Raw genomic sequence first — 17,118 nt, 5'->3', positions numbered from 1 at the left:
TTAATGGACAAACATATCCATGGATTCACGTAATTCATGGATGGCTGTTTCAAGATCTGTATTTAACCAGGTCGGTTCAAAAAAACCACAATAGTGATCCAGTCTTTCCTGAGGAACAATCAGACGGACAGGGCATTCTTCTTCCAGCATCCGCCACGGCAGAATCGGTACTTCATTGTCCAGAAATGCAGTGACATTGCGGATATCTATAATCATGGCATTGATACATTCGGGAAATGGCATCACTGAAAATTCTTCAGTCCGACGTCTGAAATATTCCAGATCCCCCCATTTCAGTACATAGCTGGGTTTAGTAAATTCAAGAACACCAATCAGATGCAGGTCACGGGTGTAGTGCAGGGAACATTGATGTGTGACGTCAGTGTCAATATCAAGTGATACATTTTGTTGACGATACGCCATAACGCTCAGCTGGAAAATTCGGGTGCGTGATTATAGCTCATTTTAGCGACTGGATGGCATTACATTATCTGTACTGAAATTCAGCCCGTTTCAGATCATGCAGAGCTTTAAATTTCTAAAGAAAAACCAGGCATGTTTTACTGATATTCACAGATTGCTACAACTTTAAAACATGTGCTCCCGAAAACTCTGATAGTATAAAAAATGTACAATAAGTCGCCATACGGGGGATAAAGTCATGATCCATGATTTCAATAAACCTCCTCATGTTACGAGTACTGAGGAAATACAACAGAAAAAAAGGTTGCCTGTTTATATGCTTCTGCTGACAGGTTTATTTCTACTGGCAGTGATTGTTTATATGGCTGCAAACCATAGTGCTGTGACCTGACTGTCGTCTGAAAAGGGCAGCGTATCCATCAGCCCTGACAGGATTTTCTGTTCTCATCTGATTTAAATTATTTGAAAAATACTGAAAAAGGGCTCTATTGATAGAGCCTTTTTAATGTGAGTTTGTGCCTGTTTTGTAGTAGTTATGCGAAATATTGTTGAATATAAAATGATCAAAACTTAAGGTTAAAACATAAGCTTTCAGCTTTAAAAAGGTCATGCAGAACGTGGTTTAAGTCAAATAATATATATTTAAATAACAAGAGGATAATAGAAATGAATGATTATTTTTCTGGAGGGCCAGGCGCACGGCTTGATGCTCAGTATTACTGGGAGCAGTTTCATCCGGTTCTGGCAGCTGTTGCAATCCTGCTGGTGGGGTGGATTCTTGCACTGATTATTGCGGCAGGTGCTAAAAAACTACTTGAAAAATTAGGTACGGATCAGCATCTGTCCAAAGCCACAGGTCACCGTTCAAATATTGAAAGCATTGTCGGCAGAGTGATTTTCTGGCTGGTCATGATTATTGCTGTGATTGGCGCGCTCAATGTGCTGAATCTGACCAGTGTCAGTGGTCCATTCAGCAATATGATTCAGCAGTTCCTGCTCTTTGTGCCACAGTTACTTGCTGCGATTGCGATTGGTTTCGTTGGATGGATCTTTGCAAATCTGGTTAAAGTCGGACTTCAGAAACTGTTGAGTAAAACTCAGCTGGATGAAAAACTCAGTGCTGAGGTTGGTGTCAGCCCGATCAGTGAAAATATCAGCGAGATTGTTTACTGGCTTGTTCTGCTGTTATTCCTGCCAATCGTACTTTCGATTCTGGGACTGAATGGTCTGCTGTTCCCTGTACAGAATATGGTGAATGAAGCTGTTCTGTTCCTGCCGAATATCTTTATTGCAGGCGTGATTGTTTTTGCAGGATATATTCTAGCAAAAATTGTACGGGGAATTGTGGAAGGTCTGACACGCAGTCTGGGGCTTCAGCAGCAGGCACAGAAAATTGGTCTGTTCAAAAACTCTGATTTACCTAAAGTGCTAGGCTCATTTGTATTTGCCATTGTGATTATCACGTCGTTGATTATTGCATTTGAAGCACTCGGTGTAGAGGCAATTTCTCAGCCTGCAACCGCCATGCTGAATGAAATCATGAATGCAGTACCGCACATTATCGCAGCAGGTCTGATTCTGATTATTGCCTATGTGGTTTCACGCTTTGTGGCAAATCTGCTGTCTGAAATTATTGCGGGTACGGGTGTTGATGAAGTTCCGGCTAAACTGGATATTCAGCGCTTTTTAGGGACAACTAAAGTATCGGGTGCAGTCGGTTATCTGGTTGTGTTTTTTACCATGCTGTTTGCCGTATCTGAAGCAGCGAACCGATTGGGTTTTGAACAGATCAGTAGTCTGATCGCAATGTTTATCCATTTTGGTGCAAATATTCTGCTTGGTGCGGTGATTCTGGTCATCGGTTTCTGGCTGGCAAATGTGGTGGCAAATGTCGTACAGCGAGGTGAATACAACAGTTCACGCTGGCTTGCCGGTCTGGTCCGTGTACTGATCATGGGACTGGTTGTGGCAATGGGACTGCGGGCAATGGGTATTGCCGATTCGATTGTCAATCTTGCATTCGGTCTGACGCTGGGCGCTGTAGCAGTTGCATTTGCACTGGCATTTGGTCTGGGTGGCCGTCAGCCGGCAGAGCGTCTGCTGTCTGATCTGGTGGACAAGGCAAAGAAAGAAGGCAATCAGCCAAATCCATTACATCCGAAAAATGCTGCTGCACCTGCTGTCAGCCCGACTACTCAGGACAATAACGGTCATAACAGTGCAGAGTAATTTTGAATTTGACCCGAATTAACCTGTAATTTGTTTCGAAGATCAATCACATTGAGGTGTGCTTGGTCTTCAATATTATGTAAAGAGGTTATGATCATGTCCAGAAAGGCACCGAATAAATTTATTGCTCCCATTGTTATAGCCGGAATTACTGTTGGTTTCCTTGCGAGTGCCTACAAATTTGTATTTTCCAAGCCAAAAGTGGAACAGAAGTCACAGGTTGCTGAAAAGACTGAGGAAAAGTCCCATCAAGTTTCTGAAAATCCTTAAAATATTATTCGTGTTATGATATTTTTTATGTTAAAAATAAAGTGTCTAAGGGATAGACACTAACTTAATGTCATAAATATGGCATATAAATTGCGTATACATATAAGGATGTATATAGGCATAATAAGAGGGGATATATAATGTTTAAATTAATTTTCAGCCGTTTTCAGCAGCGTTCTTCTACATTCAGCCAGGAGAAGAACTGTGCAATGAGTTCTGCAATTTCAAGAGTTCAGCAAAAACATCATCTGATGTTATTCCGTACCGACTATCTTGAATAAGCGATAAAAAAATGCTGCTATACAAATTCTGATGCGGCATGTGCTGATGCCCATGCCCATTGGAAATTAAATCCACCTAAATGACCCGAAACATCCAGAATTTCACCAATAAAATATAAACCTTTCTGTTTTTTACTTTCCATGGTTTTCGAAGAAACTTCTGCTGTGTCCACACCACCCAGTGTGACTTCTGCTGTGCGATAGCCTTCTGTTCCTGATGGTTTGACTTCAAAACAATGAATTTTTCGAGCAATATTTTCCAGTTTTTCATCACTGAAATTACCAATCTGTAATTCAGCCTGGTCAGCCCAGATCAGATTCTGTAATTCAACGACTACGCTTTTAGGAAAATGTTCAGCCAGCAAAGTACGTAACAATACTTTGGGCTGTGACTGTTTTTTGGCTTTAAAGAATTCAGTCAGATCAACTGAAGGTAAAAAGTCGATATTGAAGCGTTGTCCTGCATCCCAGTAATTGGAAAGCTGCAGCGAGCTTGGACCACTTAAACCACGGTGTGTAAACAGCAAAGCTTCGGTAAAACTGTTTAATTCATTGGACAGTGTGGCTTCGACAGCATTTCCACTTAAACGTGTGGTGACTTCCTTAAAGCCATCTGTAAATGTAAAAGGCACCAGACCTGCACGGGTCGGATAAATGGAGTGTCCGAAACTGCGGGCAATATCATAACCAATCCCTGAACCACCCAGTGTAGGAATGGATAATCCCCCCGAAGCCACGACCACAGAGGTTGCCTGGAAATTGCCAGTGGAGGTTGCTACCTGGAAGCCGGAGTCATTCTGTGCAGTGACTGCTTTAACTTCACAGCTGGTTTTAATCTGTACATTGCCCGTTTTGTCGCACTCGTTCAGTAACATGGCTAAAATTTCTTTGGCACCGTTTAGAGTAAACAGCTGACCGTGTTTACGTTCTTCATATTCAATGCCGTATTCACAGACCATACCAATAAAATCCCAGTTGGTATAACGGCTCAGTGCTGAAATGACAAAATGGGGATTATGGGAAATAAAGTTTTCAGGCTCTACATATAAATTGGTGAAATTACATTTTCCTCCACCCGACATCAGAATTTTTTTGCCGATTTTGTTGGCTTTTTCCAGCACCAGTACTTTACGGCCACGGACACCTGCCTTTGCTGCCAGCATTAAGCCAGAAGCGCCTGCGCCAAGGACAACGACATCGTAATAAGGTGAGGACATCTTAAACTCTTAGGGGGAGATGGAAAGCAGGGCATTATAGTCATTTTTAATGTAATTTTCAGGACTATTCGCATCGACAGGCTGATATGGAAATTTTGAAAAATCATCAGCCTTCAATTCTGAACAGATACAGGTCTGTCAGGTATTTTCAGGCATGTTGCGTCCCTGTAAACCACCGGTATGAATCACCAGTATACGGGTTTCTGCCGGGAAATAATCTTTTTTAAGTAAGTCGGACAGTCCCATCAGCATTTTTGCGGTATAGACCTGTTCCAGTGGAATCTGATACTGCATTTCAAAAAAATGCATAAACTGCAACAGTTCCGCAGAAGTTCTGGCATAGCCCCCACAGCAGTAGTCATCCATAATTTTCCAGTTTTTCTTTTCAGTCCACTGAGCAATATCGTTCTGCAGAAAATCACCTTTCAATGCGGAGAACCCCAGAATGCGCTGATGCGATGCACTGGCTTCAATCAGCCCTGAAATGGTGCCGCCAGTGCCCACCGCACAGCAGATCACATCATAATGCTGTCGATCAAAGTCAGTCAGGATTTCTGAGCAGCCCTGGATGGCGAGTGTATTGGTACCACCTTCGGGAATGATATACGCATCTGGATATTGCAGATTTAATGCATGTAAAAAGTCTGCTGTGTCTTTTGATCGATATTGTTCACGTGAAACAAACTGAAACTGCATGCCATATTGCTGCGCGGTTTGCAGGGTTGAGTTGAGAGCTTTATGGGCAAGTTCTTCACCACGGATAATACCGATGCTTTGAAAACCGTGCAGATGAGCTGCGTATGCTGTGGCAGCAATATGATTGGAATAAGCACCACCATAGCTGATGATGCATTTTTTTCCGAGCCGGAGTGCTTCTGCAAAGTTGTATTTCAGTTTAAAAAATTTATTGCCCGAAATACGCGGATGAACCATATCCAGTCGTTTAATGGCGATCTGAACCGTTGGGGCATCTTCAAAGCATATGGTCTGGGTTGGAATACGTTGCGCAATCTGGTCGAACATCGTTCAGGCTTTTGCATGAAAAACATAACACTATTTTAGCGGAAACAGACACCTGAAACAGTGCTATCTGGAGGATGTATCTACAGAAGTCACCACAGACATGCCAGGACGTAAGTTTTCCATGCCTGGCTGATTGGGATCAATTGCGATGCGTACAGAGATGCGCTGTACCACTTTGGTAAAGTTCCCCGTCGTGTTATCGGGTTTTAAGACACTGAACTCAGAACCGGCAGCAGGAGAAATTTCTTCGACATGACCTGTAAATTCCTTATGTCCTAATGCATCGACCTTGAAAGTTGCTTTTTGCCCCAGTTTCATCTGGCTGATCTGGGTTTCCTTAAAGTTTGCTGTGACCCAGGTCTGTCGGGGAATCAGATACATCAGCTGTGTACCGGCAGCAACATACTGCCCGACACGTGGACTGACTTCACCCAGCTGACCATCCATAGGTGCTGTGATCACACTGTAGTCTTTGGTGGTGGTGGCCTGATCCAGCTGTGCTTTTGCGTTGGTGACCTGTGCCTGAAGACCCGACTGCGCGACTTCCGCTGTTTTTAATGCTGCCTGTGCGACCAGCACATTTGCTTTTGCCTGTTTCAGCAGAGCCAGATTATTTTTTACATCTGCTGCTGCATTGTCCTGTTCGGTTCTGGAAGCTGCACCACTGTTCCCCAGCTGACGGTAACGGTTCAGCTGAGCAACCGATAAATCATAGCTCGCCTGAGACTGTTCCACTTTTGCCTGTGCTGCCACAATATCTGCTTTACGCTGTTCAATTGCCTGAGTCTGATTTGCCAGTGTGGTATTTGCCTGATCCACACCTGCTTCCGCCTGAGTGACTTTCTGATCATAGGTGGTGGTGTCAATGTGCATGAGTACCTGCCCCTGTCTGACATGATCAAAGTCTGTCACCAGTACATCTTTCACATAGCCGTTGATCTGTGAGGAGAGCACAGTGGTTTTGCCTTTGATATAACTGTTTTCCGTTGACTCAAGACTGGTGTTGAATGGTCCGATTTTCCATGCCCACATAATGATTAAAATCCCGGTCAGCAGAACAAAGAACATCAGAATCAATGTCCGTTTCGCTGTTGGAATCAGTTTACTGGACGGTGGTGGTGTCAGTGCAGGAGTGGCATCTGTCTGTTGTGTATTTTCAGGGTCAGCAGGCTTATTTTCATCTTGTGGCATGGTCATTCTCAAAATCAGTTTTAGGTCAGGGCAAAATATATTTACTTCAATAATGTTCGGTTGAAACTTATCAGGAGCTGTTTACCGTCTGTGTGGGCTGTTGTTGTTCAGACCTTTGTTGTTTTCTGAGCTGATATTTACTGACTGCAATATTGTAGGTACCCCAGAGCAGCAGCAGAACTGCAAATATGCCATTCAGGGCGATCACATCATTATAAGCACGAACCTGTGCTTCACGTAAAATCACCTGGTTCAGATCACGTACTGCCTGATTCTGCTCAAGTGACGGGTCGAGGGTGTATCTGGCTGCAGCCTGTTGATAGCTTAAGATTCGCTGAGCAACAACAGGATTGGTATCAGACAGATTACTGACCAGTTCTGTACGGTAGTTCTGCGTCCGGATCTGCTGATAGGTTGAGAAAAAAGAATTTCCAAGTAAGCCACCGAAGCTTTGTGTCGCAGAAAACAGCACCACAAAAGTGACCATATGTGAGGGTCCTTTTTGCAGTGCACGAACAATGCCTGTCAGCAGTAATGGACCAATAAACATGCCACTGGCAAAACCGACGAGGAACTGGCTGCGGTAAAAACTGGCAGGACGGACGTCACTGGTCAGATGATAATCCAGCGCACAGGCAAGTAAAATCAGCACCTCTGCGGCAATCAGATGAATGATCATACGTTCACGCTTGAATGTCATGGCGCTGAAAACAGTACCAGAGACAATCCCCAGGAAAATCACCATATACAGCGATACAAACTGATCAGGTCCCATTCCCATGGTTTTCAGAAAACTGACAGCAGCATAAGTCTGTTCAGACATTAAAAAGCGGATGGCTAATGCACCAAAAATAAACTTCAGGGTTGAAGATGTACCCAGCCATCGGGTAATGATCAGTGGATTAACCCGAAAATGTTCATAAGTAAGCCCAATACAGACTAGACAGAAACCTGCGATCAGCACATAACCCAGCCATTGCGCTTCAAACCACCACAGCACAGGTCCCTGAGTCAGAACAATACAGAGCATGGCAAAACCAGGTGCGAGCAGGGCAAAGGTGAAGAAGTCCTGCTTTTCAAAAACAGCAATTCTCAGACTGCGTGGCAGTTTTAAGGACACCACCATGGCCAGACAGCACAGCGCCAGTCCGAGTTCAAATGTATACAGCACACTCCAGTCATTTACATCGACAATGTACGGAGAAATGATCCAGGCAAGAGGAATCCCCAGCTGCTGAAAACCCAGCGCCAGATAAATTGCCCGTCCGAAATGCGCCCGCTGAAATGCCTGCATAATGTAATACATCCCCAGGGAACTTAGGGGAGCTGAAACCAGACCACTGATAAAACGGACAAACAGAGCCATTTCATAGGTATGCACAAAAATATGTAAAACCAGCACAACAATAAAAAGCACCAGTCCAACTTCTGAAAAAAGTCTTAGACCATATTGCTGACGGGCTTTAAACAGAATGAGGTTTGAACTGATATTTGCCATGACATAGACAGCCGGAATCCAGGCCGTCTGGCTCGGTGTCAGTGCATATTCACCCTGAATAACAGGGAGATTGGCAGTAATAAAACCGTTACTCAGACTCCCGCAGATGGCAACGAACAGCCCAATGATAAAATACAGATAGCGCTTATGTGCAGGATGTGCAATTGCTGCAGGTGAGCCTGGTAGTGTTGGTTTTTCTTCAGCTGTCCAGTCGGGGGCAGGTTCAAGCAGCCGTGGCATTTTGTCCATTGAGCCCCCGTTTACGGTCGAATGCCGTGAATAAGTAGATCCAGTGCCCGTTTTGCCAGTGCACGCTGTGCCTCATCATCCATTCCCTGGAACGATGAACGCAAAATAGCAGTAATCATGGCGTAGTCTTTAGAACTGAAGTCGGCTCGACACACGCCGTGCGCAATTGCCTGATCAATCAGGGGCTGTAATAACTGATCCCGTCGTTGATAAATCTCAACCAGAACAGGGTCGTCATAACTGATCACACGCCAGTATTCCATCAGTGCAGTCAGATAGGGCAGATTGTCGACATGGTTCTGGATCAGACGTAAAAAGCCATCAGGATAGGGCGCATATCTGGCTGCCCGAATTTCCAGACGGTCGAGTGCCTGCTCCATCAAGGCGATGACCAACGCACGTCTGTCCTGAAAATTACGGTAAAAAGTGGCTCTGCCCACACCTGCTTCTTCAATAATCAGCTGCAGGGGCGCACGGATACCATGCAGGCGGAAAATTTTTAATGCTGCTTCCAGTAAATCTTCACGGTTCTGGCTGGCTTGTAATTGTCTTTTCGGGATAACAGGCTGCATGAAAAACGGCTTTAAACAGTTCAGGGAATAGAGTGTATTTAACGGACATTTTTGTCCGTTGTAAATATTTATGTCTGTGCTGAATTGTTAACAGTCATTAAGTGAATGATTTCAGGTTAAAAATACTTGAGTGAATTTAAGTACTTTTTATCCGCTTCACTGGCTAAGGATTAAATAATGGTGAAAAAATACTCAGTGTGCTATGTTGATATACAGATAATGATAAGAGGGCAGATCATGAAAAAGCTGTTCCCTGTTTTGTTCAGCAGCATATTTTTATTGATGGCGTGTGATGTCAAAGATGATCTGAACAAACCCAGAACCACAGCTCGAACCATGATTATTGGTGGTGTTCCTGTACATGATCAGGATTATCAGGTTGCAGAACTGCGTGTTCGTGAAAACCTGCCTGTGGGTGAGACACCATAGCTGGTCTCTGCGTTCGGTGCTGAATGACCTGAACAGTGAGACTGTGTTTTTCAGTATATTTGTTTTGGGCAGAAGTCTTTTGATCAGTAAAATTATTTTTAAGCTCATTAGTGTAAATTTTTAAAGAAAAATAACGCATTCAGGCGTAAAATCGGCAGCATAATTTTTTGTTCAGGTGGCACTTTGGAATCGTTATTGATTATAGGCTCAATCGCTCTGGCATTGATGCTGGGTGCGATCAGTCCTGGTCCAACCTTTATTTATGTAGCAAAAAATTCGATAGCAATTTCACGTAAACATGGTCTGTTTACTGCACTGGGAACAGGCACAGGTGCTGCGCTGTTTGGACTGCTTGCAGTGATGGGCTTACAGGCAATTTTACTGGCTGTACCTTCTGCCTATCTGGCTTTAAAAATCTGTGGCGGTCTGTATTTACTGTGGCTGGCTTATAAAATTATAAAACATGCCAAAGAGCCGATGCAGGCTGTAGATGGTGGGGCTCAACAGATGAGCTATGCTCAGGCATACCGTCTGGGCTTTATCACTCAAATGAGTAATCCGAAAATTGCGATTGTTCTGGCGAGTATTTTTACTGCACTTTTACCCAAAGAAATTCCTTCATATTTTTATGTGGTTTTACCTGTGCTGTGCTTTTTTATTGATGCAGGATGGTATTCTCTGGTTGCCGTTGCTCTGTCTGCTGAAGGTCCGCGCCGTGTATATCTGAAGTCGAAGAAAGTGTTTGACCGCATTGCAGGTGGGGTGATGACTTTGCTTGGGTTAAAGTTAATTTTTGGGATGAAGTAATACAGGAAAGCGACCATACAGGTCGCTTTTTATATTTAAAATTTTGAAATTTAATCCTTAAAATGCACAGGAATCCATTGATAACTCTTTCCATCAGCACTGTAAATATGCCCAATTCCTGGAAATGGCAAATGTGGCGCAGCAACAGTTACACCACTTTTGGCAAGTACAGGGAATTGTTTTAGACGGGTCTGTACTGCTTTTTTCGGATCAATATCATAATCAATCGCTGTTTCAGGACGATCAAACTGTACAGTATGTGAATGCACAATGTCGCCAATGAACACAACATCTTCATCAGTCGTTTTGAGTTTATAACTGAAATGTCCAGGGGTATGTCCTGCGGTTGAAATCACTTCAAAACCTTTGATGTTGTCACCCAGTTTAAAGGTTTTAAACTGTTTGCTTGCTTGATAAGGTGCAAGTGCTGCCTTAATTTTTTCTACTGTACCTACATAGCCAGCTTGCTTTTCTTTAGGAACTTTATTGACCTGGTTTGGATCTAACCAATAATTCGCTTCATCCTCTGATACATAAATCGTGGCATTCGGATAATTTGCCACACCATTTTTACTTACACCACAGGAATGGTCAGGATGTAAATGGGTAAGTAAAATCGTATCGACTTGTTCAGGTTGATAACCTGCTGCTTTTAAATTTTTCAGGACAGAACCTAAATGTGCACCAAAGCAATCAGTTGTTCCACTGTCGACCAAAACGAGTGAATTGTCTGTATTAACCAAAAAGGCATTAATCGAAGTTTGTACGCCTTTGGCTTGATCTGCATGATATTTCTTTAAAATTTCATGCACTTGGTCTTGGGAAATGTCTTGAAACAATGTTGGTGACATGAAGTTTGTGCCATCGAGGAGGGCAGTAATTTGGATATTGCCCTCCTGATGTTGATAGTAACCTGAGACTTGTTCAGGCATTGAGATGATTGTTGATTCAGCAGCTTGGGTGGCAAAGGCAGTGGTACTTAGAGCTAGTGTTATGAATATGAGCTTTAAAGTGTTCATGGGATGTTTATAAGTTTTATTAAAGGAATATCTCTTTTTATCATAATCCCTATAAATTTTGAACGACAACTTAAGACGTACATTTGGACATAATATATTCAAATTAAAGTTCTCTATCTTCATAATAAATTTATAAAAATATAAGGTATTGAAACATGATGGCTCAAGTGCAACAAAAAATTGGGGATATATATCATCAATTGAACCGTAGCCAGAAATTTTATTTGGTTGGATGTCTATTAGCTTTGAATACTTTTTTTTGGTATTTAACGCCAGCTAATGATTTTTTCAAAACCAGTTTATTTCTTTTAAGTCTATGCTGGGTTGCTGGTATAACTTCGGATTTCCTATATGTCTATCATAAGATCTGGGGAATGACTTTAGGAAAAGTTTTTCTCATCATTTTATATGCGTTATTAACAAATATTACATACGGCTTTGCGGATCAGATAGTCAATCAAATCGTTGGTTACGAATCAGGTGGACTTAACAGAGTTACTAACTTCGTGGCGATAATGTTAATCCCTGTTATATTTATTTTAGCAACATTTATTCTTTTTCTAATTCTTATATTTATATGTCAATTTTATATTGTCTACGTTATTTGGGCTAAGGATAGGGGGAGTTTTAATGAAAGTTATTCGGGATGGAGTTGCGCTGCTAGATTTTTAATTTACCCTTTTATCTTTTCTATGCTATTTACATTTGGAGAGCAATCCAAAGATAAATATGCAAACTTAGTATCTGAGACTGCACAATCATATATTTATAACTTTGAAGCGAAAGTTTTTTCTAGATGTGTTACTCCCATAGGAGTTAAGGTTCTAGCAGTTACAGGTGATGAAATTATAGTTGTGACTAAAAAAGATGATAGATACAATTTTGTACCTACACTTTGTGATCCTATCTTAAAGAAATGATATGTACGTTATGAAGTAAAAAAGCCCCTACAATGTAGAGGCTTTTCTTATCTCCGATTCAAAATCTTAAGACACTTTATCACCCGGTTTAGCACCGCTTTCAGGTGAAATCACCCAGACACCTTCACCATTGCCCGCAGCTAAAACCATACCATTCGAAATACCAAAACGCATTTTACGAGGTGCAAGGTTTGCCACCATCACCACCAATTTACCTTTAAGGTCTTGAGGCTCATAGAACTCACGAATACCACTGAACACATTACGTGGTTCAGCTTCACCGACATTTAAAGTCAATTGAAGAAGCTTATCAGAACCTTCAACCGTTGCAGCATCTAAAACTTCTGCTACACGAAGATCAATTTTCATAAAATCTTCGATACCGATGATCTCTGCCTCACCCACTTTAGGCTCAGGCTTTTTCTCTTTAGCTTTTTCTTTCTTCTTCTCAACTTTTGGAGTTTCGGCAGCAGCAGCTAAAGAATCTTTGGAAGCATCAACCATCGCAGTTACTGCTTTAGGATCAACACGTTGCATTAACGGTTGGAACAATGCAATTTCATGATCAGCCAATACAGTTTTTGCTGAAGCAAAGTCGAAAGATTCAAGTTTTAAGAAATCCTGAACTTGTTGAGCCAAAGTCGGCAATACTGGCGCAAGATACACCGTTAATTGACGGAATAGGTTAATACCGACAGAACATACATCATGAACCTGTTGTTCTTCGCCTTCAATTTTGGCTAAAGCCCAAGGCTTTTTCTCATCAATATATTGATTGGCTTTGTCTGCAAGCGCCATGATTTCACGGATTGCAGCAGAAAATTCACGAGCTTCATAAGACTTAGCAATCGAATCGCCTGCATCAATAAAGCTTTGAACGAGTTCAGGTTCTGCACAGGTTGCAGACAGTTTATTGTCAAATTTGGTGTTAATGAATTTTGCACAACGGCTGGCAATATTCACCACTTTACCAACAAGGTCTGAGTTTACTTTTTGAACGAAGTCATCTAAGTTCAAATCAGAGTCTTCAACTTTATCTGAAAGTTTAGACGCAAAGTAGTAACGTAAATATTCGGGATTTAAATGATCTAAATAAGTTTCAGCTTTGATGAATGTCCCACGAGATTTTGACATTTTTTGACCATTTACAGTCAGGAAACCATTCACGAACAAACCTGTAGGCGTACGGTAGTTTGCACCTTCAAGCATTGCAGGCCAGAACAGCGCATGGAAATACACAATGTCTTTACCAATGAAGTGATAAACTTCATTTTTAGAATCTTTTTTCCAGTAATCATCAAAACTTAAGTCAGGACGCTTGGTTTTTACATAGTTTTCAAAACTAGACATATAACCAATTGGTGCATCGACCCAGACGTAGAAATATTTATTTGGCGCATCTGGAATTTCAAAGCCGAAATAAGGCGCATCACGGGAAATGTCCCAGTCATTCAAGCCATTTTCAAACCATTCATCCAGCTTGTTTGCGATGGAAACAGGGAGACGACCTTCGTCACGTGTCCATTTTTGCAAATATTCTGCAAAGTTTGGCAGTTTAAAGAAGTAATGATCTGATGATTTTTCAACAGGCGTTGAACCACTCAAAGTCGATTTTGGATTGAGTAATTCAGTTGCATTATAAGTTGTACCGCAGACTTCACATGAGTCGCCATACTGATCTTCCGCTTTACATTTAGGGCATGTGCCTTTGATGAAACGGTCAGACAGGAACATTTGTTTTTCAGGGTCAAACAACTGTGTTACAGGGCGAATCGCAATATTGCCTGCTTCACGGTTTTTGATGTAAATCTCAGATGAGCGATTTTTATTTTCTTCGCTATGCGTAGAGTCATAATGATCAAAAGTAACATTAAAACCATCAAAATCACGGATGTGTTCTTTCTGAACATTGGCGATTTGCGCTTCAGGGCTAATGCCATTGGCTTCAGCACGTAGCATGATCGCTGTACCGTGTGCATCATCCGCGCAGACATAAGTCACGTTATGACCCATTGCACGCATGGCACGAACCCAGATATCTGCCTGGATATAGCCGAGTAGGTGACCCATATGGATAGGACCATTTGCGTAGGGAAGGGCGTTAGTGACTAAAATATTTCGCACGGATATAACTCTCTTTCTCAAGTTAATGCAAGGGCATTGATTTTAACGTAATTGCTGTGAAGATGCACAATAGAATAGGTGAAATCTATTCAAATGTAGATTTTTATACAATTTCACATTTTCAGTGGTGCATTCATATAGAATGTCGTTGCCTGTTTCCAGATTTGTAATTGCAGAGAGTGATCTAAACATGATTCATGAAAATACCTTTAATAATGACACTCTTGATGATGATTTTGACGATGAGTCCGGTCGTGAAGTTACCCGTATTCCTCAAAATAAAAATGCAAAAAAGCAGCTGGAAAATAATATTCTCAAACAGGCTGAACGCTATCTTGAAGACATTGCAGAAGATGAGCATGCGTATTTACAGAAAACCCTGCATCAGCTGGCAGAGCAGGAGCCTTACTTTGATGTACTTGCCGATGAGTTAAATCAGGAGCTTGGTGCCAAAGTTGCCAATGATGCTTTGAATCTGTTGTATTTCTGGCAGGATGTTCATGAAGCTGAAGATTTAAAAAAATTCAGTCTTTTAAAAGTGATTAATGAACAACGCTTTCAGGCTGATTTTTTTGAGGCATTTGAAGCACTTGAAGTGGGTGAAAATAAAGCTTTGCGTAAGAGCGTGATTGAAGAAGCGTTTAAACTGTATGAACTGGGTTTATATGCAGGTTGTGCTCCGATTCTTTATGCGCAACTGGAAGGGTTATTAACGGATGTTTTAATTCAACATGGTTATTTAAAACAACAGGATACCAAGTTTGTCGATGTCTATAAAATCGTACCTGGTTTAAAAGGCAATGAAATTAAAAGTCTGTGGCATAAAGCTAAAATTGCGCATGAACTGAATCCGTACTTTTCAGAACTGGCGGCCTATAAAATGGATAATAGTTCGACTGTGACAGCAACTCGTCATAATATTTTGCATGGCACAGAGTTAAATTATTTTAATCAGGGGCGTTGTTTTGTGTTGTGGGTCTGGTTGTTCAATGCAGTGAATTTTATGAGTACAGTGAGGAGCTGAACTTAGCTGGTTGATTAAATTCAGATCCGTAATGTTCTGAAAGCGTAAGACAGCTGGAAATAATGTAAAGACATGATTCTGAAGGTATGACCAATGTTGAAACTGATAGCCGAAGACTTTATTCAGGTCGATCAAATTGATGTGGTTCTACCGCTGTATCAGGAACTGATTGATAAAACCAGACAGGAACCAGGTTGTATTTCCTATGCGCTTTTTCATGATCTGAAAGAACCAGGACATTTTGTTTTTATTGAGGAATGGATTGATCGTGCAGCTCTGGATGCGCACGTTCAGTCAGAGCACTTCCAGCGACTGGTTCCTTTGATTGATCAGTATATCTGTAAAAATCCTGTATTTACCCATTTGCAGACTTTTGAAAGTTTTCAGCACACCAGGCTTAATACTCATGTTCTGAAAGAATAAGCTGTTTAATTTTCACTGCTTTTTCAAAATGATCGAGCTGATGGGTCTGAATCCACCAGGTGGCAACCTGCATCAGACTTTCAGGGTCAGTATTTTTGTTGGCAAAAAAAGCATAAAAAGAAATACCGACATTTTCTCCCTTTTTGGCAATTTTAGTATCACAGATCTGAATGATTTTAGTTTTAAGGTCAGGTGTCATTAGGTCGTTATCTCATTCCGTCTGGGTTTTGGTTGAATATCACAAATTGTGAAATATACAGCATTATTTACAATTCGCATCAGCTCTGAAATCAGGTTATACATAAGTAGAACTGATCAAAAATATCAAAAGTAACATTGCGTATGGCATTTATTGCAAATTGCAGTTTTACATTCAAACTCAAAGTAAATCGGCTATAAATAAAACATAAGTTCAGCCTTGAACTCGTGATTTTCAGTAGTTTCACAATGAATTAAGAGGAAAAGACCATGACCGATAATCAACTTGATCACCTGAAACAAAAAGCGTCTGAAGCTGGGGATAATCTGAAACTTAAAGCTGAAGAAGCAAAACTTCAAGGGGAAAAAGCACTGGATGATTTAAAGCACAGTGCCGAAGAAACAAAGTTGGAAGGCAAGAAAGCATTGAATGATCTGAAACATGATGTCAGTGCGGCACATTCAGAAGAAAAGGCAGCATTTGAAAGCCATCTGGATAGTGTCAAAGATAAAGCTGCTGAATTACAGGATCAGGCGCATGAAAAGTTTGACCGGCTGAAAGCAGAAGCGGGTCATAAGCTGGATGAAGCAAAACAGAAAGCCAGTGAGCTTAAAGATCAGGCAGCAGAAAAATTTGATGCTTTAAAAGCAAAAGCATCCGAAACATTAAGCAAATTTAAAAAGGATGATCAGGCTTAAAGCTGAAAATCTGAAGTTCTGGAAATGATGATCTGCCTGAATGATCAGGTAGAATTGAATAAAGGCAATCCGTGTATCTCAGGGTTGCCTTTATTTATTTTCAGTTAAGGGGTTTTATTGATCCGTTCTATTTTTTTGACCTGATTGTTTACAATGGTCAGGGTGTAAATGGAGTTGTCGATCTCATAGACGTAGGCAGAAGCAATATGGCTGTGATCTTTCTCTTTCAGCTCATAGGTATTCATGGATTCAGGAGACTGTCCCATACGTTCTTCCATTTCAGTCAGTGTGTCGCCTATGCTGACAAGCTGTCCGGTAGGTGTTCTGACACTTGAACTTTCAGTCGCTGCAAATACAGCAGTGGATACGCACAGTGACAGTGCCAGAGAAAGAATGTATTTCATATATTTTCCCGTATTTTATTCTGAATAAAGCGTATTGAATCCGGTTAATATATCGCTCTAAATACATGAAAGCACTGATTTAATTGTTTCTGTTTGCAAATGATTCAAAGCCTTAACA

The 17,118-nt window shown here is 41.4% G+C and carries 19 protein-coding genes; 9 read left to right on the top strand and 10 right to left on the bottom strand.

Annotation, left to right across the window (positions count from 1 at the left end; all coding sequences use genetic code 11):
- The gene (locus CDG61_RS12985) at positions 1-423 is read right to left on the bottom strand and encodes a hypothetical protein (protein ID WP_087549467.1); all 423 of its coding nucleotides are present in this window, start codon (positions 421-423) and stop codon (positions 1-3) included.
- Between the two features lie 666 nt (positions 424-1,089).
- Between CDG61_RS12985 and CDG61_RS12980 the strand changes: the two genes are divergently transcribed.
- From CDG61_RS12980 to CDG61_RS17510, 3 genes are all read left to right on the top strand, one after another.
- Positions 1,090-2,652 carry a mechanosensitive ion channel gene (locus CDG61_RS12980; RefSeq protein ID WP_087549466.1) on the top strand — a complete coding sequence of 521 codons (1,563 nt, stop codon included), beginning with the start codon at positions 1,090-1,092 and terminating at the stop codon, positions 2,650-2,652.
- Between the two features lie 96 nt (positions 2,653-2,748).
- The gene (locus CDG61_RS17515; protein ID WP_171405460.1) at positions 2,749-2,922 is read left to right on the top strand and encodes a hypothetical protein; all 174 of its coding nucleotides are present in this window, start codon (positions 2,749-2,751) and stop codon (positions 2,920-2,922) included.
- A gap of 140 nt (positions 2,923-3,062) precedes the next feature.
- Entirely contained in the window at positions 3,063-3,203 is a 141-nt protein-coding gene (locus CDG61_RS17510; protein ID WP_160117061.1) for a hypothetical protein, read from the top strand.
- Positions 3,204-3,220: 17 nt separating this feature from the next.
- On the opposite strand, the gene CDG61_RS12975 is transcribed toward CDG61_RS17510, so the two are convergent.
- The 5 genes from CDG61_RS12975 to CDG61_RS12955 all read right to left on the bottom strand — a co-directional run bounded on the left by CDG61_RS12975 (position 3,221) and on the right by CDG61_RS12955 (position 8,953).
- The gene (locus tag CDG61_RS12975; protein WP_087549465.1) at positions 3,221-4,420 is read right to left on the bottom strand and encodes an NAD(P)/FAD-dependent oxidoreductase; all 1,200 of its coding nucleotides are present in this window, start codon (positions 4,418-4,420) and stop codon (positions 3,221-3,223) included.
- A gap of 138 nt (positions 4,421-4,558) precedes the next feature.
- On the bottom strand, positions 4,559-5,443 hold the full coding sequence (locus CDG61_RS12970) for a 1-aminocyclopropane-1-carboxylate deaminase/D-cysteine desulfhydrase (RefSeq protein WP_087549464.1): 885 nt from the start codon (positions 5,441-5,443) through the stop codon (positions 4,559-4,561).
- Positions 5,444-5,506: 63 nt separating this feature from the next.
- A complete protein-coding gene (locus tag CDG61_RS12965; RefSeq protein ID WP_087549654.1) occupies positions 5,507-6,634 on the bottom strand; it encodes an HlyD family secretion protein in 1,128 nt (375 codons plus the stop codon).
- 70 nt (positions 6,635-6,704) lie between these two features.
- On the bottom strand, positions 6,705-8,381 hold the full coding sequence (locus CDG61_RS12960) for an MFS transporter (RefSeq protein WP_087549463.1): 1,677 nt from the start codon (positions 8,379-8,381) through the stop codon (positions 6,705-6,707).
- A gap of 11 nt (positions 8,382-8,392) precedes the next feature.
- Positions 8,393-8,953, bottom strand: a complete 561-nt coding sequence (locus CDG61_RS12955; protein ID WP_416240690.1) for a TetR/AcrR family transcriptional regulator — start codon at positions 8,951-8,953, stop codon at positions 8,393-8,395.
- 237 nt (positions 8,954-9,190) lie between these two features.
- Between CDG61_RS12955 and CDG61_RS12950 the strand changes: the two genes are divergently transcribed.
- Complete coding sequence (locus CDG61_RS12950; protein ID WP_087513358.1) at positions 9,191-9,382, top strand: NF038215 family lipoprotein; 192 nt, start codon at positions 9,191-9,193, stop codon at positions 9,380-9,382.
- Between the two features lie 183 nt (positions 9,383-9,565).
- Positions 9,566-10,189 (top strand): LysE family translocator, encoded by a 624-nt coding sequence (locus tag CDG61_RS12945; RefSeq protein WP_087513310.1) that lies wholly within the window; start codon positions 9,566-9,568, stop codon positions 10,187-10,189.
- A gap of 50 nt (positions 10,190-10,239) precedes the next feature.
- Here CDG61_RS12945 and CDG61_RS12940 read toward each other — a convergent pair whose 3' ends face one another.
- Positions 10,240-11,208, bottom strand: a complete 969-nt coding sequence (locus CDG61_RS12940) for an MBL fold metallo-hydrolase (protein ID WP_087549462.1) — start codon at positions 11,206-11,208, stop codon at positions 10,240-10,242.
- A 155-nt stretch (positions 11,209-11,363) separates the two neighbouring features.
- On the opposite strand from CDG61_RS12940, the gene CDG61_RS12935 reads away from it, so the two are divergent.
- Positions 11,364-12,128 (top strand): hypothetical protein, encoded by a 765-nt coding sequence (locus CDG61_RS12935; protein ID WP_087549461.1) that lies wholly within the window; start codon positions 11,364-11,366, stop codon positions 12,126-12,128.
- A gap of 66 nt (positions 12,129-12,194) precedes the next feature.
- Here the strand turns inward: CDG61_RS12935 and metG are convergent, their stop codons facing one another.
- Entirely contained in the window at positions 12,195-14,252 is a 2,058-nt protein-coding gene (metG, locus tag CDG61_RS12930; protein WP_087549460.1) for a methionine--tRNA ligase, read from the bottom strand.
- A 190-nt stretch (positions 14,253-14,442) separates the two neighbouring features.
- Here metG and CDG61_RS12925 point away from each other — a divergent pair, with 190 nt between their 5' ends.
- The gene (locus CDG61_RS12925; protein ID WP_087549459.1) at positions 14,443-15,276 is read left to right on the top strand and encodes a hypothetical protein; all 834 of its coding nucleotides are present in this window, start codon (positions 14,443-14,445) and stop codon (positions 15,274-15,276) included.
- A gap of 93 nt (positions 15,277-15,369) precedes the next feature.
- Positions 15,370-15,699 carry a putative quinol monooxygenase gene (locus tag CDG61_RS12920; RefSeq protein WP_087549458.1) on the top strand — a complete coding sequence of 110 codons (330 nt, stop codon included), beginning with the start codon at positions 15,370-15,372 and terminating at the stop codon, positions 15,697-15,699.
- Here the strand turns inward: CDG61_RS12920 and CDG61_RS12915 are convergent.
- On the bottom strand, positions 15,674-15,898 hold the full coding sequence (locus CDG61_RS12915; protein ID WP_087549457.1) for a DUF6500 family protein: 225 nt from the start codon (positions 15,896-15,898) through the stop codon (positions 15,674-15,676). The two genes, CDG61_RS12920 and CDG61_RS12915, sit on opposite strands and share 26 nt — an antisense overlap.
- 269 nt (positions 15,899-16,167) lie before the next feature.
- Between CDG61_RS12915 and CDG61_RS12910 the strand changes: the two genes are divergently transcribed.
- Complete coding sequence (locus CDG61_RS12910) at positions 16,168-16,596, top strand: hypothetical protein (RefSeq protein ID WP_087549456.1); 429 nt, start codon at positions 16,168-16,170, stop codon at positions 16,594-16,596.
- A gap of 104 nt (positions 16,597-16,700) precedes the next feature.
- Here the strand turns inward: CDG61_RS12910 and CDG61_RS12905 are convergent, their stop codons facing one another.
- On the bottom strand, positions 16,701-17,000 hold the full coding sequence (locus CDG61_RS12905; RefSeq protein ID WP_087549455.1) for a hypothetical protein: 300 nt from the start codon (positions 16,998-17,000) through the stop codon (positions 16,701-16,703).
- Between the last annotated feature and the right edge of the window lie 118 nt (positions 17,001-17,118).

The organism is Acinetobacter sp. WCHAc010052, from assembly GCF_002165295.2.
Lineage (GTDB): Bacteria > Pseudomonadota > Gammaproteobacteria > Pseudomonadales > Moraxellaceae > Acinetobacter > Acinetobacter chinensis.
The sequence above is the reverse complement of the archived record's forward strand: the minus strand, read 5'-3'. Positions and strand labels throughout refer to the sequence as shown.